Origin of the sequence: Prosthecobacter sp., assembly GCF_034366625.1 — a bacterium.
Lineage (GTDB): Bacteria > Verrucomicrobiota > Verrucomicrobiia > Verrucomicrobiales > Verrucomicrobiaceae > Prosthecobacter.
Genome location: NZ_JAXMIH010000006.1, coordinates 972,394 through 994,678 on the forward strand (window position 1 = coordinate 972,394; position 22,285 = coordinate 994,678).

Genomic DNA, 22,285 nt, shown 5'->3' on the forward strand with positions numbered 1-22,285 from the left:
GTCGAGCGCGTGATCGGCAAAGCAGGAACAGGCTGCTGGCCTCACGGGTGATACTTGATCTCTCGTTTGTTCGTCTCGGTGGGCAGGGGAATCGTCTCGCCTTTGGCCTGATGCAGAACCTGCTTCTTGATCTGGACGAGCCAGTTTCCCGCCGCATCGACCTCCGGATACTCGAACGTCACGACGATGCGATCCCCGCCCTCATCGTGCATGATCATGGTTTCCTGGGTCTGGAATCCCTTGTCTGACCATTGGATGGACATTTCGGTGGTCTTCTTCCCCGGCGGTTCCTCAAACACCACCCGCTCCTCCTTGTTCGCCGCGTTGCGCTGCATCGTGGTTTGCTCCTCGACCTTGCCCGTTGAGGTTTTGGTGACCGTGCCCAATTCGAAGCCTTGGGCGGAATACGTGTAGAACTCCGTCTGCTTCGATTTGGCATCCACATGCGCGATACGCCTTGATGCCGCGTCCAGGAAGATGCGAAACGTCGTGGGAGACGCTCCGCCGGATTGCTCGACGAGGGCGGTCCAGGTTCCCTCAGCATCATACTGATAGATTTCCGAGTCCGTCTTCTTCTCCACTTCATCGACTTCCTCGATCCGCAGCGCGTTGCCGTCCGCATCAAACTCGGAGCGCGTGGTGGACAGTAGCTTCGGTGCCTTGCCATCGTCTCCCTCAAAGCAGCGCTCGATCACCTGCTGTGGCTTGCCATGAAAATCTTGCTGTCGGCTGAGCGGAGCCATGATTTCAAGATGCTTGCCACCGCCCAACGCCACCGTCAGTGGCAGGAGGGCGAACAGGAGAATTCGGCAGGTGTTCATGGAGGTAGCTGTCGATGAAAACCAAATTCGGTGAGATTCGTCAATGGTTTTGAGGACCTTTTGCCCGGCATCCCGAATCCATCTCGCTCTAGCCGCGCTTTCTTGAATACCATCGCCAGCGATTAGCCTGGGCAGGCACGGACCGTTTGGTTAATGATGCGACCATGCACCTCATCTCCCACGCATTCACGTTGCTCACCGCGTTCTGTCTCGCGGTCACCGCTGCCGCAGCGCCGGATATCGTCGCCGATGCCAGCACGGTGTTTCTGCTGCGAGCGGATGCGGCCAAGGGCGCACTGGTGGATGTGACGGGACGGTTTCAGCCAGAGGTGAGCGGTGGCGAAGTCGTCGCTGATCCGGTTTGGGGCGCGTGTTTGAAACTGAGCGCGGGCGACAAGAATGGCATCACACTCAAGGACGATGGTAAGATCAACTTCGAGCGCGGCATGACGCTGGATGCCTGGGTGTGCTTTGACGAGCTGCTGCCGCTCAAGGGCGCGTCGCTGGCGCTGAAGGTCGGTTCGTTTTCGTGGGACTTGCAGAAGGGCAAGCTCAACACCGCGTGGCTGGTGTTTCCGAGCGAGGAAATCTTCACCACCGCGCCGCCGCAGTTCAAATACTTCCCCGTGGGCGGCGACACCATCAACGGCCTGATGAATGTGCCGCTGAAAAAGTGGACGCACCTGACCATGAGCTACGATGAGTCGCTCGGCGTGGTGACGACGCTCATGGACGGCCTCGTGGACCGGCGGCGCTTTCGCTATCGCGGTGCGCAGCGGTTGCAGTGCGATGGCAAGAGTCAGCTCAGCCTGTTCAGTGGTATGAAAAATTGCCGCATTGCCGCCATCAAGCTCACTACCGGCACGCCCGATGTGCTGCCACCGACGATGGAGGCCTACTTGAACGCGCTGCCGTATCGCGGGCAGGTGATGCTGACGCTCGACCACATCGATCCGCGACTGCCGCTGCCCATCGAGGTGGCCATCGTCTGGGAACAGGCCAGCGGCTCCTCCGCGACGCTGCAAACGCTCACGCTCGACTCGCACGCGCGGCGCGATCTCATGTTCGACGCGCCGACGTGGCTGAACAGTCTGCACACCTACACCGTCAGCGCCGCCGCGGGCGGACGGCAGTGTTTCAGCCGCAGCCTGCGCCTCGGCAATGTGAAGCCCGCCGGACGCGCGACGATTCATGCGGACCTCACGCTTTCACGCGAAGGGAAGAAGTTCTACCCGCTGATGATGTATCACGCCATGCCGCAGGATTACGCGCGGATGCGGGAGCTGGGCATCAATCTCGTGCTGAATGATTTCAACCTCTACCGCGCGCATCGCACCGACCCGGCCGGTTATGTGCGCGAACTCGTGCAATGCCTCGACGCGGCCCAGCAGCACGGCCTGGGCATGATCGTCAGCGCCAACGCCGCGTTTGGCAAACTCCACACCCTCGCCGCCGCGAAGGATCATCCCGCCGCGCTGCTCTGGTATGGCGACGACGAGCCGTGGGGCGACCTCGGGCGTCTGCATGAGAGCTACAACACCATCAAGCTGCTGGACCCGCACCTGCCCGTGCTCGTCGTGCAGAACAACTACTCGCGCCTCCAGGACACCGCACCCGCCGCCGACATCCTCGCCACCGATCCCTATCCCGTGCCGAACGTCTCGCTGCGCGCCGTCGCCGATGCCACGCAGTCCGCCATCCGCGCCGTCGCCGGCCGCAAGCCGGTGTGGACGGTGCTGCCGCAATACGGCGGCAAAGTGCCGACGCGCGAGGAACTGCGCTGCATGGTCTGGATCGCCATCGCCAGCCGTGCCAACGGCCTCGGCTTCTTCACCTGGGACGAACGCATTCGCGATGCCAGCACCGGCGCGCTCAAAGGCTGGTTCACGCCCGAGCATCCCGAGCAAATCGAAGACCTCCGCATCGTGCTCCAAGAACTGCGCCCGCTCGAACCCATGCTCCTCGCCCCTCCCGCCGCACAACAGCCGACCCTGCAACCCGCCAACCCCGCGCTTCACGTCCTCATCAAAGAAGCCGATGGCAAACGCTGGCTCATCGTCGCCAACGACTCTCGTCGAACCGAGGAAACCACGCTGGAGTTCGGCGCGACACCCGATGCCGACGCGCAGCCTCTCAGTGCAGGCAGCGCGACACTGAGCCTTCGTAATGGCAAAGCGCCACTCAAGCTGCCACCGCTCGGGGTGGCGGTGTTTGAGTTGAAGACGCGATGAAAAAGCCTGCTGGCGGATTGAAGCGAGCCTCAGGTAAGCCAGTGCATAGTGCCTCGTCTCGATTTCTTCAACTCTCCGAGTCTCCCGGGCACAGCGATTCTCTTGGGCTGCGTCTTGCGCAATTCCTTGCCATCCCGACACGTCTCCGCTTTCATGACATGCCTTCCCGGCAAATTTCGGATGCCATCACCGTGTCCCAGCTCGAATTTTTCTTGTGGAACCTCTTCTACAACTCACCCATGGAAACCTGCGTCATCGTCTGCCGCGTGCAGAAGCCCAAGTCCCGGCGCTGCACAATCCTCTTCATCAACGCGGTGAACAAAGTCACCCGCGAACGCGCTCAGAGCTTCCTCGCCGACGAACACGTCCGCGCCTATCAGGACTTCAAAGACGAGCCCGGTTTTACCCGCATCGTGCCGATTGAGGAGATCCGGGCGAAGGGGAGAAATCTCGGCATCTCGCTTTATGTCGGCAGGGAAACGCAGGAGCAACCAGATGCCGCCACTGAGACTGCCACCTCGGCGCTACCGGATGCGCTTGTGGGTTGGTTAGAAAGCGCCGTCACCGTCCTTTTAGCTCTTGGAAACTTACTGGAGTTGAAACCATGAGTAACGCCTCAGTGTTCAGGTTCAAACAAGCGACCTTCGATTTCGGCAATGGGCACCCAGTCGGAGTGGATTTGGTGGCTGACCAAAGCGTCAAAGCTAAGAATACTCATTTTACACTCTTGATGGGTGCAAATGGCACTTGCAAGAGTCGCATCCTCTCCTGCTGCGTGAACTTATTGAAGGGTATTCATGAGAGGGCGAACACAGAGCTACCGAGAAAAGAAAGACGCCTCTTCCGCACCGATGAGCCAGATCGGGACATGCAGTGCAGTTCAGCTACTCTCCTGCGGGATGGCGCTACATGCACAGTTGGAGAGGGACCATTGTTTGAGTCTGGTGCATTGCTGCCCTCTCGGGTTCTTGCCATAGCTAATCTCGTTCGCGACCGTTTCACTTTTGTCGATTGGGACAACTTCGAAGATCCTTTCTATTATTACCTTGGGGTTAGACAGTCATCAAACCTCACCACAACGGGAGCGATGGATCGCCTCGTCTGTGATGCTGTTCTGAAATTATTGGCCAATGAGAGCAAATACCCATCCTTCTCGAAGTGGACTAGAAGCATTTTCCCGAGCAGCGACATTGGTCTTAGTTTTTCGCGATTTTCGATGCGTCGCTTTCATGATTTCTTCGACGACCCTGAAAAATCGATAGGGCTTCAATTGGGTAGAGGTCGTCGTGGAGAAGTCCCGCACCGGCTGAATGCGATCAAACCGCATTTAGATGACATGCGCCGCGTAGTTAGACTTATCGAAGAAAATGCCCTCGCTCTTGGTGACAGTGGAAGCCTCGGAATGAAACAAGGAGGGACCGTCACAATTTGTCTAGATGAGTTGACTCCAACAGTCAGGCAACGATTGGGCAAGTTGAGCCAAGCTATTTCGATTGCTGCTTCAATAAGGCTGATTGGACGGCCATCACTGGTTCTGAATGTAGGGAAGTGGCTGGATTTTACTCAGTTAAGCTCAGGTGAACAAAACTTGCTTTCTACAGGTGCCCGGCTTCTAGCGTTTGGGGCCCCGGGTTCATTGATCGTCATTGATGAACCCGAGGTGAGTCTGAATATAGCATGGCAACAGCGATATATTGACCTCATCTCGGATGCTCTGGTTCATGCCAAGGGTTCCCATGTCATCATCGCCTCACATTCTCCGTATTTGGTTTCCGATTTGCGTGCCGAAAACTCGACGGTGGTCGTGGTCGAACGAGGTGCTGAAGGATTGAAATTTCGTTCGCACCCTGGCGAGTTCTGGGGCTGGGGATCGGAAGCAATCCTCTACGAGGTCCTCGGTTTGCCCTCCGCTTCGAACTATCATTTTTCGCGGGAATTGGCCGGTGTATTGAAACTCGTTTCGGAGAAGTCCACCGATGCCGAACCGTTCGCCAAGTTTCTCAGCAAGTGTGATCAACTGGACTTCGGACCGGAAGCAGAACCGCTAAAAGCGGTGATCGGAGATATTCGAAAGTATGCGGGGAGGTTAAAATCGTGAAGAAGCTGAAACCTGCGACGATTGATTCGGCTCTACTAAAGAAATTGCAGAAGAAAACTGGCAAGCTTCAGCAGAAGTCCTGGGACTACACCAGCGGCCATCCGCGGACTTTTAAAGATGCGATTACCACTCAAATGGTCGTAATCCAATCAATGCGGTGTGCGTATTGCGGGTCGCGACTTTATGGAACCAAGCATCACCGGGACCACATTGCGCCAAAGGAGTCACATCCCAAGTTTACGTTCGTCCCGGCCAACCTAGTTCTTGCGTGCTATCACTGCAATACAGACTGCAAGGGGACGACGGACACTGTCATCACCAAAGACAAAACATACGGGAAGTGCGTGTTTTCAATTGTTCATCCACATTTCGATGACCCCAAAGAGCACCTGGCGTTCGTTGGAGGGACAAATGCGATTCTGATTCAGGTCGTTAATGCTTCATCTAAAGGATCTGCAACCGTTGCTTTGTTCCATCTCGATAGTCCCGAGATGACCAAGCAGCGGGCCAAAGATGTCCTCATTGACACTGATCTCGAACATCTTCCCGGCAAATGGAAGAAGGCTTTTAGGTTTGTCCCGCCGGCCAATCTAAAGATGAAAATTCGCACCGCCTGATCACCACCACCCTCCCATCACTCGCCAAACCAAAGCCCAATTCTGTATGGGCCTCTCTACTGCTATTTGACCACACCGGCTGGAAGCGCATGGCGGTTGGGGAGCGAGCGGAGGGCGAAGGGCAACTGGCCGCCAGCTTTCCCGCCGTGCGCATCGATTTCGAGCAGCCGCTGGCGGACGCGCAAATGACAGTCGCCGACAGCGCCGCTTGTGCCCTCACCTACTCCTGGCGAGATGACGCGTCGTTTTTCTTCCTGCGCGGCAGCGCTGCCGTGAATGCCTTTGACTGCGGGCTGCACGAGGTGACGCACTAAAACCGCGTCTCGCCAAAGATCAGTTAATTCATTGATAAATAGCGAGTTAACCACTAAAACGACCGACCTCCGGGGTCGGATGCCGAAGCAAAAAGGTCGGAATTCGGCCCCCCGGAGGTCGGACCTCAGACCAAAAAGCTTCGAATGCGAACCTCGGAGCTTCGATGGCGAAGCCCGCAAGCTCTGAACGCCGAGCAGAGAGGTCGGATGCCAGACCTCATAACTCGGAATGCGAACCTCAGTGGGTCGGACATCGAACCTACAGGGGTCGGAGCACGCACCTCTGAGGTCGGGCATCGAAGCCGAAAGCACTGCGCTGGACCTTTGTTTGGGCGGGTTTCAGGAACTGAAGAGTTCGTAGTAGTCTTTGAAGTAAAAGACACGATTGCGGCGCTTGCCGGTGAGCTCATGGAGGATGCCGAGTTTTTGCAACTCGCTCAGGACGCGATCAGCCGTGGGCTGGCTGAGCTCCAGGCGGGCAGCCAGACTGCTGCTGGTGACGGTTGGTTTGACATAGAGGATGTCCAGCACCCGGAGGGCATTGGCCGAGCGCTTGCCAAGGGTCTGTACCTGAGCGGTGGCGGTCTGGCGAAGCTGGTGAATGGCCTGAAAGGTACGCACGCCTTTTTTGGCCGTTTCATTGATGGCCACGAGGAAGAATCGCACCCAATGAGCGAGGTCGCCACGGGTGCGGACGGCGGTGAGCGCATCGTAGTAGGCGGCACGGTGCTGCTCCAAGTGAGCGGAGACATACAGGCAGGGCAGTCGCAGAAGACCTTTGCTGACGAGATAGAGGGTGATGAGCAGGCGGCCAATGCGACCATTCCCATCGAGGAAGGGGTGGAGTGTCTCAAACTGATAGTGGCTAATGGCGATGCGGATGAGTTCGGGCACAAAGAAAGACTCGTTGTACCAAAAGGCTTCGAGGTCGCTCATGAGAGCAGGGAGGTTTTCGTGATGCGACGGGATGAAAACCGCGTCTGCCAAGGTCGCTCCGCCGATCCAGTTTTGACTGCGGCGGAATTCGCCGGGGGTTTTGCCCTCGCCACGAACACCTTGCATGAGAGTGGCATGAGCTTCACAAAGCAGTCGATTGGAGAGCGGCAGGGTTTGAAGCCGCTCGATGGACTGGTTCATGGCTTGGATGTAATTGCGCACTTCCTTCCAGTCGTCGCGCTTCTCGGGACTGATCTCTTCGGGGTCGTCCTCCAAGGCTTCGTCCATCTCGGTCTGGGTGCCTTCGATGCGACTGGAGGTTTGCGCTTCTTTGACGACGTGCATCTGGATGAAGCGGTCCACATCCGGGACGATGAGGGAGAGTCCGTTCAATTCGCCGACATGGCGACTGGCTTCCGCAAGGAGGTGATGAATCTCTGGCGAGTCCCAAGTCCATGATTGATTGATCAACGGCGGATCGAAGCTGCGGTATTGGAACTGCTGTTTGTAGGTTCCGGGCTGGAAGTCTTCGATCTTCATGGCGGCTGGTGAATATAACGCCGCCGTTAAATAAGGGAAACGCGTTTTCTTTATTTTAGTCACCCACCAACAGACATAAACGGACTTTGTTTGAGCGAAGTTGTGGGTCAGACAAGTTTACCCAGAAACACGGATCACTCTCCACCACCTCGTTTCAGCATCACTGCCAATAGCGCAATGTCCGCCGGGTTCACGCCTTGGGCTCTCGCGGCTTGGCCGAGGGTGGCGGGGCGGAGGGCGGTGAGGCGGTGTTTGGCTTCGGTTTTGAGGCCGGGGATGGCGTGGTAGTCGAAGTCGGCGGGGATCATCTTTTCCTCCATGCGGGAGGTCTTGGCGACCATGTCTTCCTGGCGGGTGATGTAGCCGGCGTATTTGACGTCGTTCTCGACCAAGGACCAGACCTCGGGGGTGAACTGGGCGTGGATCTCGGCGGGCAGGGTAGTGGGGGTGTTTTCGGGCCGACGCAGCCATTTTTCCAGGGTGATGCCGTCGAGCCGGGCTTGCTGGAGGAGGACGCGGGCGGCGGCGAGCTGGGCGATTTTTTCCTCGGTGTGCCGGACGCGGAAAGGGGAGGCGAGGCCGATGGCGGCGACGAGGGGAGTGAGGCGGAGGTCGCAGTTGTCCTGGCGGAGGAGGAGGCGGTATTCGGCGCGGGAGGTGAAGAGGCGGTAGGGCTCGGTGGTGCCTTTGGTGACGAGGTCGTCGATCATGACGGCGAGGTAGGCCTGGCTGCGCTGGAGCAGGAAAGGGGGGCGGCCGGTGGCCTTGAGGGCGGCATTGGCTCCGGCGATGAGGCCCTGGCCAGCGGCTTCTTCATAGCCGGAGGTGCCGTTGATCTGCCCAGCGAAGTAGAGACCAGCAATACGCTTCGTTTCAAGGGTGGGGTGGAGCTGGGTGGGCGGGCAGTAGTCGTACTCCACGGCGTAACCGGGGCGGACGATCTCGGCGTTTTCGAGGCCGGGGATGGACCGGATGAACTCATACTGGACCTCGAAGGGCAGGGAGGTGGAGACGCCGTTGACGTAGAATTCGCGTGTGTGGCGTCCCTCGGGTTCCAGGAAGATCTGGTGCCGGTCCTTCTCGGCAAAGCGCACCACCTTGTCCTCCACCGAGGGGCAGTAGCGTGGGCCGACACCCTCGATCTTGCCCGAATACATCGCCGACTTGTGGATATTGGCCCGGATGATGTCGTGCGTCTGGGGGGTCGTGTAGGTGATCCAGCAGGGGATTTGTTCCACGTGGAACTTTTCGGGGGACCAGGAATTGAGGGTAAACTGGTTCGGGCCGGTCGTCGGAAGACTTTGAGAAGGGGAGACTGGGAGACTGGGAGACTGGGAAAAGGTCTCATCCTCGTCCTCGGGAAGGACGCCGGAGAGGTAGCTGAAGCGGGGGGCGGGTTCGTCGCCGGGCTGAAGCTCGCACTTGGAGAAGTCGATGCTGCGGCTGTTGAGGCGACAGGGGGTGCCGGTTTTGAAGCGCTGCACGTCGAAGCCGAGATGCCGGAGGCTGTCGGACAGGGTGGAGATGCTGTCGCCCATGCGACCGCCGGCCTGGTTCTGCTGACCGACGTGGAGGAGGCCACGCATGAAGGTGCCGGAGGAAATGATGATCGCCTTGGCCCGGTAGATCATCCCTAGGCTGGTGCGGACGCCGATGATGGCGTCGTTTTCGACGAGCAGTTCGGCGGCGTTGCCTTGATGCAGGTCGAGGTTGGGCTGGTTCTCGATCAGCCACTTCATGCGAAACTGGTAGGCCTTCTTGTCGCACTGAGCACGAGGGGCCTGGACACTGGGGCCTTTGCGAGCGTTCAGCATGCGGAACTGGATGCCGGTGGCGTCGGTGTTGCGGCCCATGACCCCGCCGAGGGCGTCGATCTCGCGCACCACATGACCTTTGGCCAGACCGCCGATGGCTGGGTTGCAGGACATCTGGGAGATGGTGTCCAGGTTTTGGGTGAGGATGGCCGTCTGGCAACCGAGCCGTGCCGCCGCCATCGCCGCCTCCACTCCCGCGTGTCCGGCTCCGCAGACGATGACATCGTAGTGCTTGGGATAGGTGTAGAGGCTCTCGGACATGGGGCGGCGAGGATAGCACACCGTGCAAATTGTTCCATGTGGAACGCGGATTGCTGGGAGGGGTTGAACAATCCTTTGCGTCCGTTGGGACGTTGGCTAGAATGAATTTTCCACTCTGCCTGAACATGTCTAAAGCCAAAACCCCCAGCGCCGCGCACGCCGCCGATCCCATCAATCAGAAGCTCACCGCAGCGGACAAAGTAGGGCTTTACCGCCAGATGGTGCGCATCCGCCGTTTCGAGCAGGTCTCGCTCCAGCACTACCAAGCCGGGCGCATGGGCGGCTTCCTCCATCTTTACATCGGTCAGGAATCCGTGGCCGTCGGCACGGTTTCAGTCATGGGCCCGAACGATCATGTGATCACCGCCTACCGCGATCACGGGCATGCTTTGGCCGTGGGCATGGGCATGAATGAGTGCATGGCCGAGCTCTTCGGCAAGGCGACCGGTTGCTCCCGTGGCAAGGGCGGCTCGATGCATTACTTCGCGCCGGAGAAGAATTACTGGGGCGGTCACGGCATCGTGGCCGGTCAGACCCCGCTCGGTCTCGGCCTCGCCTACGGCTTGAAATACCGCGGCATCAAAGGTGCCGCGCTGTGTTTCCTCGGGGACGGTGCGGTGAACCAGGGTGCCTTCCATGAGTCTCTGAACTTGGCCGAACTCTGGGATCTGCCGGTGATCTATGTGATCGAAAACAATGGCTACTCGATGGGCACCAGTCAGGGACGCTCCTCGGCCTATCAAGACTTTCTCGCCAAACGTGCCGAAGGTTACGGCATGGCCTGGGAGCAGTTTAATGGCGAAGACGTTTACAGCGTGCGTGCCGGAGTCAGCAAGGCCATCGAACGCGCCCACAACGAATCGAAGCCCAGCATCCTCGAAATCGCCACCTACCGCTGGGAAGGCCATTCCGTGGCCGACGCCAACAAGTTCAAGTATCGCACCAAGGAAGAGGTCGAGAAATTCCAAAACGATCACGACCCGATCCAAGTCTGGAAGCGCAACCTTCTCGCTGAAGGCGTCGCCACCGAGGACGAGCTGAAGAAGATCGACAAGGAAGCGCAAAAGGAAGCGGAGGACTCGGCTGAGTTCGCCAAGGCCAGCCCGTATCCCGAGCCGGAGACCATCTTCGAAGATGTCTATTGGGAAGTGGACAACAAAACCGAAGCCGGCCAGACCGGACGGCATTTCTTCAACGACTGACCGAGGCCGAAAACCGACCCAAGTCTTTCATTTCGAGGGCTTTGCAGTCGTTTCAGCGGTCGAGGTCACGGTGTCTGCCATGGTGGTCAAAATGACGGCATGCTTGTCGTAGGTGGCCTTGGAACTGGTGAGCTGGGTCACATAACTCAGTGCCTCAGACAGCGGGATGTTCGCCAGCGAAAGGGAGAGCTTCCGCTGCCCCAATTCCTCGCCTTTGACGATCACATTCGGCACCACTTTGCCATTGCTGGCGTTCTTCGAGAGCGCCCGCAACCCCTCGATCGCCTCGGTCAGCGTCACATCCGCCATCTCCACCTTCGGCAGGATCACGGTGGCGTATTGATCTTTGAGCGTGGTGTCCACCTGCCGATGATTGGCCCGGATGTAGGCCAGCATGTTCATCGTCTCCGGATGCTTCGGATTCGCCGCGGCGACCCTCGACAAGAGCTGCTGCGCTTTGGCGAAGTCACCTTGATAAAAAGCCGCGCGCCCCTGCTGATAGACCTGATTCAGATCTTCCGCCGACGCAGGAGCCGCGACCAAAAAGAAAGCCGCGAGAAACGCGGCCACAGAAACCTTTGCCCTAATCGAGTGTGTTTTCATAGGATGGTTTGGATTTGAAATGATTTCACCAGATCGCCATGGGCATGTCAAGATCACACCACGCCGCGAAGCTTGATGCCGCGCACATCCTGCTCCATCGGTGAACCATGCCGCCGCCGAAAAAACCCACCGCCAGCCAGGTGAATGTTCTCCTTGGCACGGACGAAGCACGCGTGAAGGAGGCTGCGCTCATGCTCGTTCGCAGCCTCACGCCACCGGATGCCGGCGACTTCAGCAACGACATCATCGACGGCACCGCCGACAACTCCGAGCACGCGGGCACCATCTGCTCGAACGTGACCATGGCGCTGCAAATGCTGCCGTTCTTCGGCGGCACCAAAGTCGTGTGGTTGAAGAACGCCAACTTCCTCTCTGACTCCGGCCCTGGTCGTGGTCAGGATGCGGTGAACGGTTTTGAACGCATCCTCGATGTCGTTGAATCCGGCCTCGGCAGCGATGTACGTTTCGTCATCAGCGCCACCGGCATCGACAAACGTCGCACCGCTTACAAGCGCATCTCCAAGATCGCCACCTTCGAAGTCTTCGACAAACCCGACACGTCGAGAGCAGGCTGGGAAGGCCCCGTGCTTGCCATCGCTTCGCGCAAAGCGAAGGAACTCGGCATCACCTTTGAAAGTGGTGCTTTGGAGTTGCTCGTGCAGATGGCGGGCGATGACACGCGGCAGATGGAGAACGAACTCGAAAAGATCGACCTCTACCTCGGCGAACGTCGCCGTGCCGGGCTCAAAACGGTGCAAAACTTGGTGTCCATGAGCCGCGCCGGTGTGCTGTGGGATCTTGGGAATGCCATCGGCAAACGTGACCTGCCACGTGCGCTCGAACTGCTCGGCACGCTCATGTATCAGGGGCAGAATGCCATCGGCCTGCTGCTCGCCGCCATCGTGCCACGCGTGCGAAGTTTGCTGCTCATCAAGGATCTCGGCTCACGCTACAAGCTCAACAAGTTCAACTACACCGGCTTCTGCACCTCGCTCGAAGGTCTGCCATCTTCCGCCACAGCCCATCTGCCGCGCAAGAAAGACGGCACCGGTTTCAACGCCTACCCGATGTTTCTCGCCATTCCCGAGACTGGCAACTTCGCGCTCGAAGAACTCCACGCCGCCTTCAAAGCCTGCCTCACTGCCAACACCAAGCTCGTCACCTCCTCGCTTGATCCCAAGCTCGTGCTGGAGCGTCTGCTCGTCGGCATGCTCGCCAGACAATCCCGCTGATCCATCATGACCACCACCACCATCCTCACCTGTCTCGCCATCGGCATCGTCAGCGGCGTCATCGCTGCGCTGTGTGGTGTCGGCGGCGGCGTGGTGATGGTCCCTGCGTTCGTGTTCCTGCTCAAGCTGTCGCAAAAAACCGCCGTCGCGACTTCCTTGGCGATCATCATCCCCACGGCATTGATGGCGACCACACAGAACGCGCGCTCCGGCCTCGTCGATTGGAAAGTGGCCGTCATCACGGCGATCTCCGCCTCCATCTTCGCCTACTTTGGTGCTGGCTGGCTCAAGACGATGAGCAATGAAACGCTCACCCGCATCTTCGGCACCGTGCTCGTCATCTTCGGCCTGCGCATGCTGCTGCAAGGCAAGGCGTGAGTCTCACCACACCAGCGCATCAAGGAAAAAAGTCGCCACCATTCCCAAGGCGACGATCAAACGCAGCACCAGGCCCACGCCAGTGCCCAGCAGCGATCCCCAGGCTGATTTGGCAGCCGGTTGCAGACGCTTCTTGGCAAAGACGAGCTCAAAGGCCACGCCACCGATCAGTGGACCCAAGATCAAACCGAACGGCACAAAGAACATCCCCACGATGCCGCCGACAAACACTCCCGCGATGCCCCAGCGACTCGCGCCAAACCAGCGCGCGCCCATTGCACCGCTGACGAAATCGATCACATAAGACAACACCAGGCCCAGCGACAAAAGTACAAAGCCCCAGGCGCTCATTCCTGACTCAGGTCGCAGCAGCGTGTGAACAATGCCAGCGATGAAAATCAGGAACGGCCCCGGCAAGAGCGGCACCACCGAGCCAATGAGGCCGACGAGCAGAAGACAGATCGTCAGCGACCACACGCCGAGCATGTCCCACGGCATCTCTGTGAAAAACTGCGCGGTCGCATTCCAAGCGCTGGTGAACCACTCACTCATCGCACCACCTTGTTTTCGATTCGACTGGCTGCCGCACGCTTCGCGGCCAGTTCAATCCTGCACGCGGCCAGCCGAGGTAAATCAGCCCCACGCAGCGATCTTCCACGCCGATTTGCAGCCATTCAGCAAACTGCTTCGTCCCCAGCAGCGGCGGTGTGGACCAGTAGCAGCCCAAACCAGCCGCCGTGGCCGACAGCATCAAGTTTTGCAATGCACAGGCCACCGCTTCGATCTCTTCGATCTCTGGGATCTTCACTCCACCGCGACGTTCCATCACACCCGCGATCACCACGGACGCGAGCAACGGGTTCTCACCCATCTTCTTCATCTTGTCCTCGCGGAACTCATTCGCCGGTGTCGTCTCACGATAAATCTGCTGCATCGCCTCGGCGAGTCGCGCTCGACCGACACCTTGATGCACCACAAACTTCCACGGCTCAGTCAATCCATGCGTCGGCGCCCACGTCGCATCTTCGAGCACCTGCGTGAGCAACGCACGCTCCACGTCTCGCGTCGCATCCATGTCCACCGGCTTGATCGACCGACGATGGCGGATGAGCGCGCTAAGTTGGGAATGCGAGGAGATGTCCGTCATGAATATCAGTCTTACAAGACCAGCAAAGAGCGGAACAACTCGGCAAGACTGGCTTTGTCCATCCTTTTCTCTGCGACGGCATGCATAGCAGCGTAGAGAGCGTCATCCCACTGCGTCTTTGTCTCAACACCGCTCCGCTCCAGGAACACCAGCGCAGCGCCAATCGCAGTGCGCTTGTTGCCATCCAGAAAGGCCTGGGCCTGGGCGATGTGGAATGCATACGCCGCCGCGATGCCTGCGAGATCGGCAGCCGCGTAGCGGAAGTCATTCATGGCCGCACCGAGTGCTGAATGAATGAGGTGTTCGTCACGGATCCCATGCGTGCCGCCGAAACGCTCAATCGAAGCCGCGTGAATGATTTCAATCTCCCGCCAAGAAATGAACCCGGGTTCCTTCATCACTGAGCGAGACGTTCCATGAGTTTGCCGTGTTTGTCGAAAACACGCTGAACGAGTCCTTTGAACTCCGCCTGCGACTCTTGTTCCGACTCCTTGGGAGCTGAAGTCTTGCCGACATGTTCGGCAACAAGCAGTTGCTCTTGCTTCGGCAGGGCATCGTAAAGCTCAATGACTTGGGTCGCACTCATGGCACCCTGATCATACCAGACAGTCCCCTCGTTTCCATCATCATTTCAAGCAGGACACGGCGCGACCCTTACACCATCGGCAGCAGTTTGCTCAGGACGAGTGTCACCAACAATCCGATGATCGAATCCGCTGTGAGCTGGAGCGACCAAGTGCGCAGTGTTTCTTTTTCGGTCATGCCGCTGAGGCGGGAGACGACCCAAAAGCCGCTGTCATTCATCCAGGAGCAGAACATCGCGCCGAAGCCGATGGAGGTGAAGAGATAGAGCGGATGGCAGCCGAGATCGGCTCCCACCACCATGGGCGCCATGATTGATGCGGCGGTGAGCATCGCCACCGTGGCTGAGCCCTGCGCCACGCGCACGACCGCAGCCACGATCCAGCCGAGCAGGATGAGGTTAAGGCTGTAGTTCTTCGCCAGCTCCGCCACCGCACCGCCCACGCCTGCAATCCGCAGCGCGTAGCCAAACGCACCGCCGGCGCTGGTGATGAGAATGATCATGCAGGCGGTCTCCAGCGGCGGTCCCATCAGATCCTCAATCTTTTTCAGGCCAAAGCGGCGCTGCTTCGCCAGCACGCCCACCGAGATCGCCGCGCCGATGAGCAGCGCGATGTTCTTGTGGCCGATGAAGTCCACCCAGGCACGGATGCCGTTGAAGCCAGGCTCCCCACCGAACGCATTCACCATCGTCAGGCCCCAGCCTGCGCCTTTGGCCGCACCGGCATGCGCCAGTTCAAAGACAGTCGTCAAGCTGATGAGCAAGATGGGGAGGATCACCGGCGTGATGCTCCAGAAGAACGAGGGCAGCTCGTTTTCCGGCTTGGCGCTGACGCCTTGCAGTTCCTGCAACGAAACACCGCCCGACTCACGCAGCGGCACATCCGTACGCGCATTGAGCCACTTGCTGAACAGGAAGCCGAAGAAGCAGGTGATCGCGCCGATCACCAATCCGCCCACCAGCGACTCGCCCACATTGAGCTTCAGGCTCTCCACCACCGCCACCGGTCCCGGATGCGGCACCGTCATGGAATGTGTCACCGTGCCGCCGCAGCAGATCGCCATCAGGTAGAGTGTGTAATCCTTGCCCGTGCGCATGCGCAGCGCCATCGCCAGCGGCACCATGAGCATGAACATCGTGTCGAAGAAAATCGGCGCGCTCAGAATGAAGGTGCTCCACAGCAGCGCCCAGCCCGCGCGCTTCTCGCCAAAGAACGCGAGGAAACGCCGCACCACCTTGTCCGCGCCACCGCTTTCCATGAGGCACATGCCAATGATCGCCGCGAGGGCGATAGAGATCGCGATGTCACGCGCCGAGTCACCGAGCCCCTTGGACACCATCTCCACCGCGCCCACCAGGGCGGGCATCGTCTTCACCTTGCCATCCTTCTGCACCACATCCCACGAAGCATTCCCTGCCAACAGGCAGGCCAGCAACGCCGCCAGGATGAGCGCCAGAAAGGGATGCATGCGCAGCTTGCTGATCGCTATAATGATGAAGGCGACGCTGACAGCGAGAACGACGAAAGGCCAGTAACTGGCCGAGGTGGCGGCAAGGAAAAACATGGCCGCGATGCTGGCGGGTCTTCGCAAGATGATCCAGCCGAAAATGCCGCACACGCAACTTCACCCACGCGACGCGTAATTCTGAAAGAAGCGGTTTTGCAACAGGCCGTGGGGATCGTGGCGGCGTTTCAGGGCAAAGAAGCGGGCGGACATCGGATAGGCACGGGTGAACTGGTCACGCCGGGCATGCAGACGGTAGGGCAGGTAATAGGTGCCGCCACAGGCCAGCGCCGCATCCACCAAGCGCTGCGTGTACTGAATCATGCGCTCCTCATCCGCGCTGGAGCCACGACGTTGATGGAACAACATCACCAGGCCAAAGACTTCCTCGCGGGCATAGCGCAGAAAGGTGCTGCGGTCCGGCTTCACATTGCGCACGGTGATGTTCAGCAAATCAGGACACGCCATGTCCGCGTGGATGGCGCGCATTTTTTCGAGGAACAGCGCCAGCCGCTCTTTCGGAATGAAGTATTCATGCAGAACCTCCGTGAACCGTGGATCGTGATTGCCGAAGAGCGCGGCGGGCTCGCTCAGGATGTCGCTGCGTCGAAGCACCTGACCGCCGGTCTCACCATGTTTCTTCTCCATCACCCAGCGGAAGTCCTTGCCCCGGTCATTGCCCACCGCGTTACGAAACACCGTGCGCTTGGCCTTGGTCAGGAGCGCGTCGAAAACGCCGTTGTGATGGCGATTCGACGGCGCGGGCACAGGATGCAGCACCGTCACCATGCTCTCGCGCAGAAACGAACTCGGCGCGGTGCTGATCCGGCCATAGGCCATGCCGGTGGCCTGACCGCTCGTCATTTCCTCAAACGTGGCCACATATTCCGCTGGCGGCACCAGTTTCTGCCGCGCCTGATAATACTCGTCCGGCACCACCTTCAGCGTGGCCTCCAAAATGATGCCAAACAGCCCGTAGCCGCCCAGCGCGAGGGAAAACAGCTCCGCGTTCTCGCTTCGGCTGCATGTCCGCACCACGCCGTCCGCCGTCATGAGCCGGATCGAATCCACCGTGCTGGCGATGGGTTCCGAATTGTGCTGCCAGCCATGGCAGTTCACCGACAGCGATCCGCCCACGGTGAAATCGCTGTTCGATTGCATGACCTTCGGCGCATAGCCCTGCGCGCGCAGCTTCGGCACGATCTCCAGCCATCGCGCGCCCGCGCCCACGGTCATCCAGCGGCGCCGCGGGTCGTGTGCTCGTTGAAACACCTCGCCAATGTGGTTCAAACCCAGCATATCGACTGTCCAGGCGCCCTTCGCACCCAGTGTCTGTCCGCCCATGGAATGACGTGCCCCGGCGATGCTGACATGCGTTCCATGGGCACGGGCTGCCGTCAGCAATTCCCGCAGCTCGCTCTCCGCCTTGTCGGGATTCGAGGAGACCTTCAACACGCGATCCGGCTCTGCTCCTGAATGCAAGCGGCTCACATCATTGCGGCCCGCCTCCGGCAGCGGCAGCGCTTTCCGATCCAGCAGCCCGCAGCCCACACAACGCAGTGCTTGGTCCGGCATCGAGCAGCCCACCATCCCAAACAACTCCAGCATCAAAAGAACCTGCGCGAACGAAGGGCGGTGCGTCATGCGCCGCACCAAACGGCAAATGCGCCACGTTGCAACCCGGCATGCGGCGGGCAAAACCCTTCTTGAGCTTCTCCTGAAATCATCTAACGGCAGGCTTCTCCAGGCCGCCGCATGAAACCCGCCCCGCTTCGCTTGCTGTTTGTGCTGCTCGTCATCGTGGCGGGCTGGTTTGGTGTGTCGCGGCTGGATTTCGATGTCGATCCGCTCAGCCTGCTGCCGCAGGAACTGCCGGGCCTGCAAGGCACGCGCTTATTGCGCGAGCAGAATCGCGATCTGCTGCTCATTGCCGTGCAAGCCGATGATCCAGCGCTCGTCGAGGTCACAGCGGAAGCATTGGCAGAGCATCTCGCCTCAAAGCCGGAACTCTGCGCCAGCGTGCGCAGCAAATCGCTGCTACAATCCGATTCCGCGATCATCGCGGAAGTCGTCGCTTATCTCTGGCTCAACGCGCCGCCGCAGGAGGTCGCGAAACTGACCGCCTCACTGGATGCCTCGTCACTCTCCGCCCTGCTGACGAAAGCGAAAGAAACCGCCGGCACCTCGCTCGATCTACAAAACGCCACCATGAGCGGTTACGATCCGCTCGGACTCGCACGCGGAGCCATGCAGCTCCTCAGCGGCGGCGCGGACATGAGCAGCCTGATGAGCGATGAGTTCAGCAGCGCCGACGGCACGCTGCGCCTGTTGTTTGTCACACCACCGGGCAAGGCGCTGGCTGATTACCGTGCCGCAAACGCCTGGCTCACGCAGATCAAGAGCGAGGTGCGGGAAAAGTGGCTGCCGCAGCAGGGCGAACTCACCGGTGTGAAGATCGGCTTCACTGGCGATCCTGCGTTTCAGGCCGAGATCGCCACCGGCATGGAAGGAGACATGCGGCAGTCGATTGGCGCGGTCACGTTCATCGTCGGCTTCCTCTTCTGGCTGTTGCATCGCAGTGTGAAGCCCCTGTTCTGGCTGCTGCTGGCGATTCTTTGCGCAAACTTGATCACGCTGGGCACCGCCGGTGTGATCTATGGCGCGCTCAATGTCATGTCGATGGGATTCGCGGCCATCCTGACCGGTTTGATCGAGGATTTCGGTGTCGTGGGCCTGCATGTGGCGCGGGAGCATCCGGGCGAGAGTTTTGCGAGCATCCGCCGCCGCGTGCAGCCAAGCGTAGCGTGGTCAGCGGTCAGCATCGCGGGCATCTTCGCCATGCTAGGGCTCAGTCAGCTTCCAGGAGTCGCGCAACTCGGTGTGTTGTCCGCGCTCGGCGTTTTGATCGGCGCGGCGGTCATGCTGTTTGGCTTTTTGCCGCTCGCCATGGGTAGGACGGGTGTGGCGACAGCCCGCCCGTCTTCAAACGCGCCCGCCAGCACAACGTCCCCCCAAACGCCGAACGATTCGGCCAAGGATGCCACCAACCTCGCCCTGAAAATGCAGAGCGTCATGGGCTGGCTCGTCGGCATCGCTTTGATCGCCGCAACGCTCGTCTTGATCGCACAAGGCATGCCCAAAATGGACTTCGGTTCCGCCGTGCTGCGTCCAGACAAGAGCGAGGCCTTCGATGTGTTCGAGGACATCGAAAAACTCATGATGGACGCGAACTCCGAGCCAGGGCGCAACATCCCGCTCATCTTCGCCGCAAGCGATGCCACCGCCCTGCGCCAGAGCATCACCACCGCGCAAGGCGTGCTGAAAACCGACGAGGTCGAAAGCCACATGCTGCCGCTGGCGCTCGTGCCTGATGCCGAGGCGCAGAAAGCCAATCTCACCGCGCTGCAAGCTCTCGCCCAACGTGAGGAAGAACTCCGCCGAGCCGTGGATGCCGCCGGATTCACCGAGGTGGCGTTCGCGCTCACGCAGAACGTCTTCAAACAATGGCGCGAATGGACCACCACCGAACCCACGCTGCCGCTGTGGCCTAAACCCGTCGTGCTGGAAAACCTCGGCGGCATTGTCTCCAAGCACGAGGAACACGGCTGGATGGCATTGGGATCGCTCCGCCTCTCCGCAGGCCGGGAGGTGGAAAAAACCGCCGTGCTGCATGCGCTGGAGAAAATTCCTGGGGCGCATCCCGCAGGCTGGGCCTTCCTGCGCACCTCGTTGGAGCCGCTGTTGCAGCGCGAGATCCTGCGGGTGTGCGTTCCGACGGCCGTCATCGCCATCCTCCTGTTTTTCCTCGTGTTTCACGGCTGGCGGGAGCGTGGGTTTGCCTTCCTCGTGCTCGCGGCCAGCGGATGGATTTTGCTCGGCGGCATGAGCGCGTTCGGCCTTACCTGGAACCTCATGAGCGTGGGCGCGGTGCCGCTTTGCCTCGGCCTGGGCCTCGATTTCACCATTCATGTGATGCACGCGCTGCGGGAGCCGGACATGACCCGCGAACGCGTCGCCGCGCTGGGCCGTTCGCTCGCTTACTGCGGCCTCAGCACCGGCCTGGCCTTCGGCTCTCTCGCCACCGGCAGCAATCGCGGCCTCATCACCCTCGGCATGACCGCCATGATCGGCGTGCTCACCGTCCTCATCACCGCTGCCTTCGCGTTGCCCTGGCTTTGGTTCCGTAAGAGTGTTCAATGAAAGGAGACCGTAGAACTGCCGCTTGCCTCCTCACATACCCTATGAACGCGAACCTTGAGCAGATGACAGTCAAACCAAAGCAGGGTGACGAAACGTTTCACTCCGATGGCAAGCAGCTTGGCTTTACTCTTCAGGATTTTTGGAGATGGGGCGTCTCCGATTTGGTCAGCAATGCCACTCGGGGTCGCCTTGCCGAGTTCATTGTCGCGAAGGCATTGGGTGTCCAAACGGAAGCGGTCCGGGACGAGTGGGGGGCATTTGATTTGATGACATCGACAGGATTGAAGATCGAGGTCAAATCAGCAGCATACATCCAAAGCTGGGCGCAGCGTGACTATTCGACCATTCTGTTTTCCACTCCGAAAACGCGCGTCTGGAATCCAGAAACCAACGAGACAAGCAATGAACCCAGGCGGCAGGCGGACGTTTATGTGTTCGCATTGCTGGCACACAAGGACAAGGCGACCCTCGACCCATTGGATGTTCATCAGTGGCGGTTTTTTATTCTACCCACCCGTGTTTTGGATCAACGGACACGCAGCCAGCATTCGATCACACTGAAGTCCCTGGAGCCATTGAGCAGTGGAGCCATAAGCTTCGGTGAATTAAAGGAGGCGGTCCAAAAAGTCATGTTAATGGCTGAGGGGGGAGCGCACCCGGGACCGCCCCCTGAATTTTCGCTGGCGCAACCTCTCTGACCGGTTAGTATCCGCGCACTCTCGATTGAGATGGTGGCCGTAGTTCAACGGTAGAGCCCCAGATTGTGATTCTGGTTGTTGCGGGTTCGAATCCCGTCGGTCACCCCACTTTTCACTGGAGCACAGGTGTTCCAGCGGCTTTGATCGCCGCCACGCATGGACACGCTGGAAACCATCATCGGACACACCTTTCGCGATCCCGCGCTGCTCCAGCTCGCGCTCACGCACGGCAGCGTCGGCTATGAGGCGCAACGCGCTCACGCCGACAACCAGCGCCTCGAATTCTTGGGCGACGCCGTGTTGCAGCTCACCCTTTCCCATCTGCTGTTCCAACGGCTGCCACAGGCCGATGAAGGCGTCCTCACGAAGGCACGTGCGCAACTGGTCTCCACCAAGGCACTCGCCCGCATCGCCCGCCGCATCGGGCTCGGCTCCCATTTGCGCATGGGCCGAGGCGAAGAAGCCAATGGCGGCCGCGATCGTGAGTCCACGCTCGCGGATGCCCTGGAAGCCATTGCTGGTGCCGTCCATCTCGATGCGGGCAACGACGCAGCACAGCGATTTGCCACACGTCTCTTTGCCGAGGATCTATTGGCCCTGCATCACGGTCCGCTGGACATCAATCCCAAAGGCCAGCTTCAAGAGATGATACAATCCGTCGGCACTGCGCCACCCCTCTACGAGATCATTGCTGAGGATGGACCCGATCACGCCAAGAATTTCCTTGCCACCGTCTCCTGGCAAGGAACCCAGCTTGGGCGTGGCAGCGGCCGCAGCAAAAAAGACGCCGAGGTGCAAGCAGCCCAAGCCGCGCTCGACCAGCCCACCCTTCACGAACTCCTGCGAACAACTCGTGAAAAGGTGGGCGAACAAACCCTCCCAAGTTGAGAGCAAACACGAACAACCCGAGTTGTTCCTGCCCGCTCACAATTCGTGCCGGAACCATTCACAGCCCAACTGCCTGTGGAACCCTTGCCGTTGCAAGGCGGAACGTGGTTGTTAGGCTTGTTCGCAGTCCTTACGGATATGAGTATTCAGCCAAATAGATTTACACCAGTCATAAGAGCTGGGAACAACTCCGGTTTTCCCTGACTTGAAGGCTGTT

At 59.6% G+C, this 22,285-nt stretch carries 21 protein-coding genes and 1 tRNA gene; 12 read left to right on the forward strand and 10 right to left on the reverse strand.

Translation table 11 applies throughout. From position 1 onward, the window contains the following. Nucleotides 1–41: 41 nt before the first annotated feature. The gene (locus U1A53_RS06740; RefSeq protein WP_322279815.1) at nucleotides 42–821 is read right to left on the reverse strand and encodes a hypothetical protein; all 780 of its coding nucleotides are present in this window, start codon (nucleotides 819–821) and stop codon (nucleotides 42–44) included. Nucleotides 822–985: 164 nt separating this feature from the next. On the opposite strand from U1A53_RS06740, the gene U1A53_RS06745 reads away from it, so the two are divergent. The 5 genes from U1A53_RS06745 to U1A53_RS06765 all read left to right on the forward strand — a co-directional run bounded on the left by U1A53_RS06745 (nucleotide 986) and on the right by U1A53_RS06765 (nucleotide 6,081). Then, on the forward strand, nucleotides 986–3,052 hold the full coding sequence (locus U1A53_RS06745; protein WP_322279816.1) for a hypothetical protein: 2,067 nt from the start codon (nucleotides 986–988) through the stop codon (nucleotides 3,050–3,052). Nucleotides 3,053–3,210: 158 nt separating this feature from the next. Beyond that, nucleotides 3,211–3,660, forward strand: coding sequence for an N-6 DNA methylase (locus U1A53_RS06750; RefSeq protein ID WP_322279817.1), 450 nt, complete (start codon nucleotides 3,211–3,213; stop codon nucleotides 3,658–3,660). Next, nucleotides 3,657–5,150, forward strand: a complete 1,494-nt coding sequence (locus U1A53_RS06755) for an AAA family ATPase (RefSeq protein ID WP_322279818.1) — start codon at nucleotides 3,657–3,659, stop codon at nucleotides 5,148–5,150. The genes U1A53_RS06750 and U1A53_RS06755 overlap by 4 nt, the downstream gene beginning before the upstream one ends. Then, the gene (locus tag U1A53_RS06760) at nucleotides 5,147–5,767 is read left to right on the forward strand and encodes an HNH endonuclease (protein WP_322279819.1); all 621 of its coding nucleotides are present in this window, start codon (nucleotides 5,147–5,149) and stop codon (nucleotides 5,765–5,767) included. The genes U1A53_RS06755 and U1A53_RS06760 overlap by 4 nt, the downstream gene beginning before the upstream one ends. A gap of 146 nt (nucleotides 5,768–5,913) precedes the next feature. After that, nucleotides 5,914–6,081 carry a hypothetical protein gene (locus tag U1A53_RS06765; protein WP_322279820.1) on the forward strand — a complete coding sequence of 56 codons (168 nt, stop codon included), beginning with the start codon at nucleotides 5,914–5,916 and terminating at the stop codon, nucleotides 6,079–6,081. 339 nt (nucleotides 6,082–6,420) lie between these two features. Here the strand turns inward: U1A53_RS06765 and U1A53_RS06770 are convergent, their stop codons facing one another. Both U1A53_RS06770 and U1A53_RS06775 read right to left on the reverse strand, forming a co-directional pair. After that, nucleotides 6,421–7,557: a Fic family protein gene (locus tag U1A53_RS06770; protein WP_322279822.1), complete on the reverse strand. Its 1,137-nt coding sequence runs from the start codon at nucleotides 7,555–7,557 to the stop codon at nucleotides 6,421–6,423. A gap of 134 nt (nucleotides 7,558–7,691) precedes the next feature. Beyond that, entirely contained in the window at nucleotides 7,692–9,632 is a 1,941-nt protein-coding gene (locus U1A53_RS06775) for a tRNA uridine-5-carboxymethylaminomethyl(34) synthesis enzyme MnmG (RefSeq protein WP_322279823.1), read from the reverse strand. A gap of 125 nt (nucleotides 9,633–9,757) precedes the next feature. Between U1A53_RS06775 and pdhA the strand changes: the two genes are divergently transcribed. After that, a complete protein-coding gene (gene pdhA / locus U1A53_RS06780; protein WP_322279824.1) occupies nucleotides 9,758–10,834 on the forward strand; it encodes a pyruvate dehydrogenase (acetyl-transferring) E1 component subunit alpha in 1,077 nt (358 codons plus the stop codon). 27 nt (nucleotides 10,835–10,861) lie between these two features. On the opposite strand, the gene U1A53_RS06785 is transcribed toward pdhA, so the two are convergent. Next, nucleotides 10,862–11,437: a hypothetical protein gene (locus U1A53_RS06785; RefSeq protein ID WP_322279825.1), complete on the reverse strand. Its 576-nt coding sequence runs from the start codon at nucleotides 11,435–11,437 to the stop codon at nucleotides 10,862–10,864. A gap of 107 nt (nucleotides 11,438–11,544) precedes the next feature. On the opposite strand from U1A53_RS06785, the gene holA reads away from it, so the two are divergent. Together holA and U1A53_RS06795 are read left to right on the forward strand one after the other, a co-directional pair. After that, complete coding sequence (gene holA, locus U1A53_RS06790) at nucleotides 11,545–12,669, forward strand: DNA polymerase III subunit delta (RefSeq protein WP_322279826.1); 1,125 nt, start codon at nucleotides 11,545–11,547, stop codon at nucleotides 12,667–12,669. Between the two features lie 6 nt (nucleotides 12,670–12,675). Continuing rightward, on the forward strand, nucleotides 12,676–13,047 hold the full coding sequence (locus tag U1A53_RS06795) for a sulfite exporter TauE/SafE family protein (protein WP_322279827.1): 372 nt from the start codon (nucleotides 12,676–12,678) through the stop codon (nucleotides 13,045–13,047). Nucleotides 13,048–13,050: 3 nt separating this feature from the next. Here U1A53_RS06795 and U1A53_RS06800 read toward each other — a convergent pair whose 3' ends face one another. The 6 genes from U1A53_RS06800 to U1A53_RS06825 form a co-directional block, all read right to left on the reverse strand. Continuing rightward, nucleotides 13,051–13,599, reverse strand: a complete 549-nt coding sequence (locus U1A53_RS06800; protein WP_322279828.1) for a DUF456 domain-containing protein — start codon at nucleotides 13,597–13,599, stop codon at nucleotides 13,051–13,053. After that, a complete protein-coding gene (locus U1A53_RS06805) occupies nucleotides 13,592–14,194 on the reverse strand; it encodes a nitroreductase (RefSeq protein WP_322279830.1) in 603 nt (200 codons plus the stop codon). Before U1A53_RS06805 ends, U1A53_RS06800 begins: the two co-directional genes overlap by 8 nt. Before the next feature lie 11 nt (nucleotides 14,195–14,205). After that, nucleotides 14,206–14,592 (reverse strand): type II toxin-antitoxin system death-on-curing family toxin, encoded by a 387-nt coding sequence (locus U1A53_RS06810; protein WP_322279832.1) that lies wholly within the window; start codon nucleotides 14,590–14,592, stop codon nucleotides 14,206–14,208. Continuing rightward, nucleotides 14,592–14,780, reverse strand: coding sequence for a hypothetical protein (locus U1A53_RS06815; protein ID WP_322279834.1), 189 nt, complete (start codon nucleotides 14,778–14,780; stop codon nucleotides 14,592–14,594). The genes U1A53_RS06810 and U1A53_RS06815 overlap by 1 nt, the downstream gene beginning before the upstream one ends. Before the next feature lie 68 nt (nucleotides 14,781–14,848). Further along, the gene (locus U1A53_RS06820) at nucleotides 14,849–16,342 is read right to left on the reverse strand and encodes an SLC13 family permease (protein WP_322279835.1); all 1,494 of its coding nucleotides are present in this window, start codon (nucleotides 16,340–16,342) and stop codon (nucleotides 14,849–14,851) included. A gap of 60 nt (nucleotides 16,343–16,402) precedes the next feature. Continuing rightward, nucleotides 16,403–17,926 (reverse strand): FAD-binding oxidoreductase, encoded by a 1,524-nt coding sequence (locus U1A53_RS06825; RefSeq protein ID WP_322279837.1) that lies wholly within the window; start codon nucleotides 17,924–17,926, stop codon nucleotides 16,403–16,405. A gap of 111 nt (nucleotides 17,927–18,037) precedes the next feature. Here U1A53_RS06825 and U1A53_RS06830 point away from each other — a divergent pair, with 111 nt between their 5' ends. The 4 genes from U1A53_RS06830 to rnc all read left to right on the forward strand — a co-directional run bounded on the left by U1A53_RS06830 (nucleotide 18,038) and on the right by rnc (nucleotide 22,068). Then, the gene (locus U1A53_RS06830; RefSeq protein WP_322279838.1) at nucleotides 18,038–20,482 is read left to right on the forward strand and encodes an MMPL family transporter; all 2,445 of its coding nucleotides are present in this window, start codon (nucleotides 18,038–18,040) and stop codon (nucleotides 20,480–20,482) included. 41 nt (nucleotides 20,483–20,523) lie between these two features. After that, the gene (locus tag U1A53_RS06835) at nucleotides 20,524–21,180 is read left to right on the forward strand and encodes a hypothetical protein (RefSeq protein ID WP_322279840.1); all 657 of its coding nucleotides are present in this window, start codon (nucleotides 20,524–20,526) and stop codon (nucleotides 21,178–21,180) included. Nucleotides 21,181–21,213: 33 nt separating this feature from the next. Beyond that, nucleotides 21,214–21,288, forward strand: a tRNA-His gene (locus U1A53_RS06840). Between the two features lie 48 nt (nucleotides 21,289–21,336). Then, nucleotides 21,337–22,068, forward strand: coding sequence for a ribonuclease III (rnc, locus tag U1A53_RS06845; RefSeq protein ID WP_322279841.1), 732 nt, complete (start codon nucleotides 21,337–21,339; stop codon nucleotides 22,066–22,068). Nucleotides 22,069–22,285 lie beyond the last annotated feature (217 nt).

Excerpts from the sequence above, each read along its gene's own strand:
- U1A53_RS06740 (WP_322279815.1), bottom strand. The coding sequence starts at position 821 with ATGAACACCTGCCGAATTCTCCTGTTCGCCCTCCTGCCACTGACGGTG.
- U1A53_RS06745 (WP_322279816.1), top strand. The coding sequence starts at position 986 with ATGCACCTCATCTCCCACGCATTCACGTTGCTCACCGCGTTCTGTCTC.
- U1A53_RS06750 (WP_322279817.1), top strand. The coding sequence starts at position 3,211 with ATGCCTTCCCGGCAAATTTCGGATGCCATCACCGTGTCCCAGCTCGAA.
- U1A53_RS06755 (WP_322279818.1), top strand. The coding sequence starts at position 3,657 with ATGAGTAACGCCTCAGTGTTCAGGTTCAAACAAGCGACCTTCGATTTC.
- U1A53_RS06770 (WP_322279822.1), bottom strand. The coding sequence starts at position 7,557 with ATGAAGATCGAAGACTTCCAGCCCGGAACCTACAAACAGCAGTTCCAA.
- U1A53_RS06775 (WP_322279823.1), bottom strand. The coding sequence starts at position 9,632 with ATGTCCGAGAGCCTCTACACCTATCCCAAGCACTACGATGTCATCGTC.
- pdhA (WP_322279824.1), top strand. The coding sequence starts at position 9,758 with ATGTCTAAAGCCAAAACCCCCAGCGCCGCGCACGCCGCCGATCCCATC.
- U1A53_RS06785 (WP_322279825.1), bottom strand. The coding sequence starts at position 11,437 with ATGAAAACACACTCGATTAGGGCAAAGGTTTCTGTGGCCGCGTTTCTC.
- holA (WP_322279826.1), top strand. The coding sequence starts at position 11,545 with ATGCCGCCGCCGAAAAAACCCACCGCCAGCCAGGTGAATGTTCTCCTT.
- U1A53_RS06795 (WP_322279827.1), top strand. The coding sequence starts at position 12,676 with ATGACCACCACCACCATCCTCACCTGTCTCGCCATCGGCATCGTCAGC.
- U1A53_RS06800 (WP_322279828.1), bottom strand. The coding sequence starts at position 13,599 with ATGAGTGAGTGGTTCACCAGCGCTTGGAATGCGACCGCGCAGTTTTTC.
- U1A53_RS06805 (WP_322279830.1), bottom strand. The coding sequence starts at position 14,194 with ATGACGGACATCTCCTCGCATTCCCAACTTAGCGCGCTCATCCGCCAT.
- U1A53_RS06810 (WP_322279832.1), bottom strand. The coding sequence starts at position 14,592 with ATGAAGGAACCCGGGTTCATTTCTTGGCGGGAGATTGAAATCATTCAC.
- U1A53_RS06815 (WP_322279834.1), bottom strand. The coding sequence starts at position 14,780 with ATGAGTGCGACCCAAGTCATTGAGCTTTACGATGCCCTGCCGAAGCAA.
- U1A53_RS06820 (WP_322279835.1), bottom strand. The coding sequence starts at position 16,342 with ATGTTTTTCCTTGCCGCCACCTCGGCCAGTTACTGGCCTTTCGTCGTT.
- U1A53_RS06825 (WP_322279837.1), bottom strand. The coding sequence starts at position 17,926 with ATGACGCACCGCCCTTCGTTCGCGCAGGTTCTTTTGATGCTGGAGTTG.
- U1A53_RS06830 (WP_322279838.1), top strand. The coding sequence starts at position 18,038 with ATGAAACCCGCCCCGCTTCGCTTGCTGTTTGTGCTGCTCGTCATCGTG.
- U1A53_RS06835 (WP_322279840.1), top strand. The coding sequence starts at position 20,524 with ATGAACGCGAACCTTGAGCAGATGACAGTCAAACCAAAGCAGGGTGAC.
- rnc (WP_322279841.1), top strand. The coding sequence starts at position 21,337 with ATGGACACGCTGGAAACCATCATCGGACACACCTTTCGCGATCCCGCG.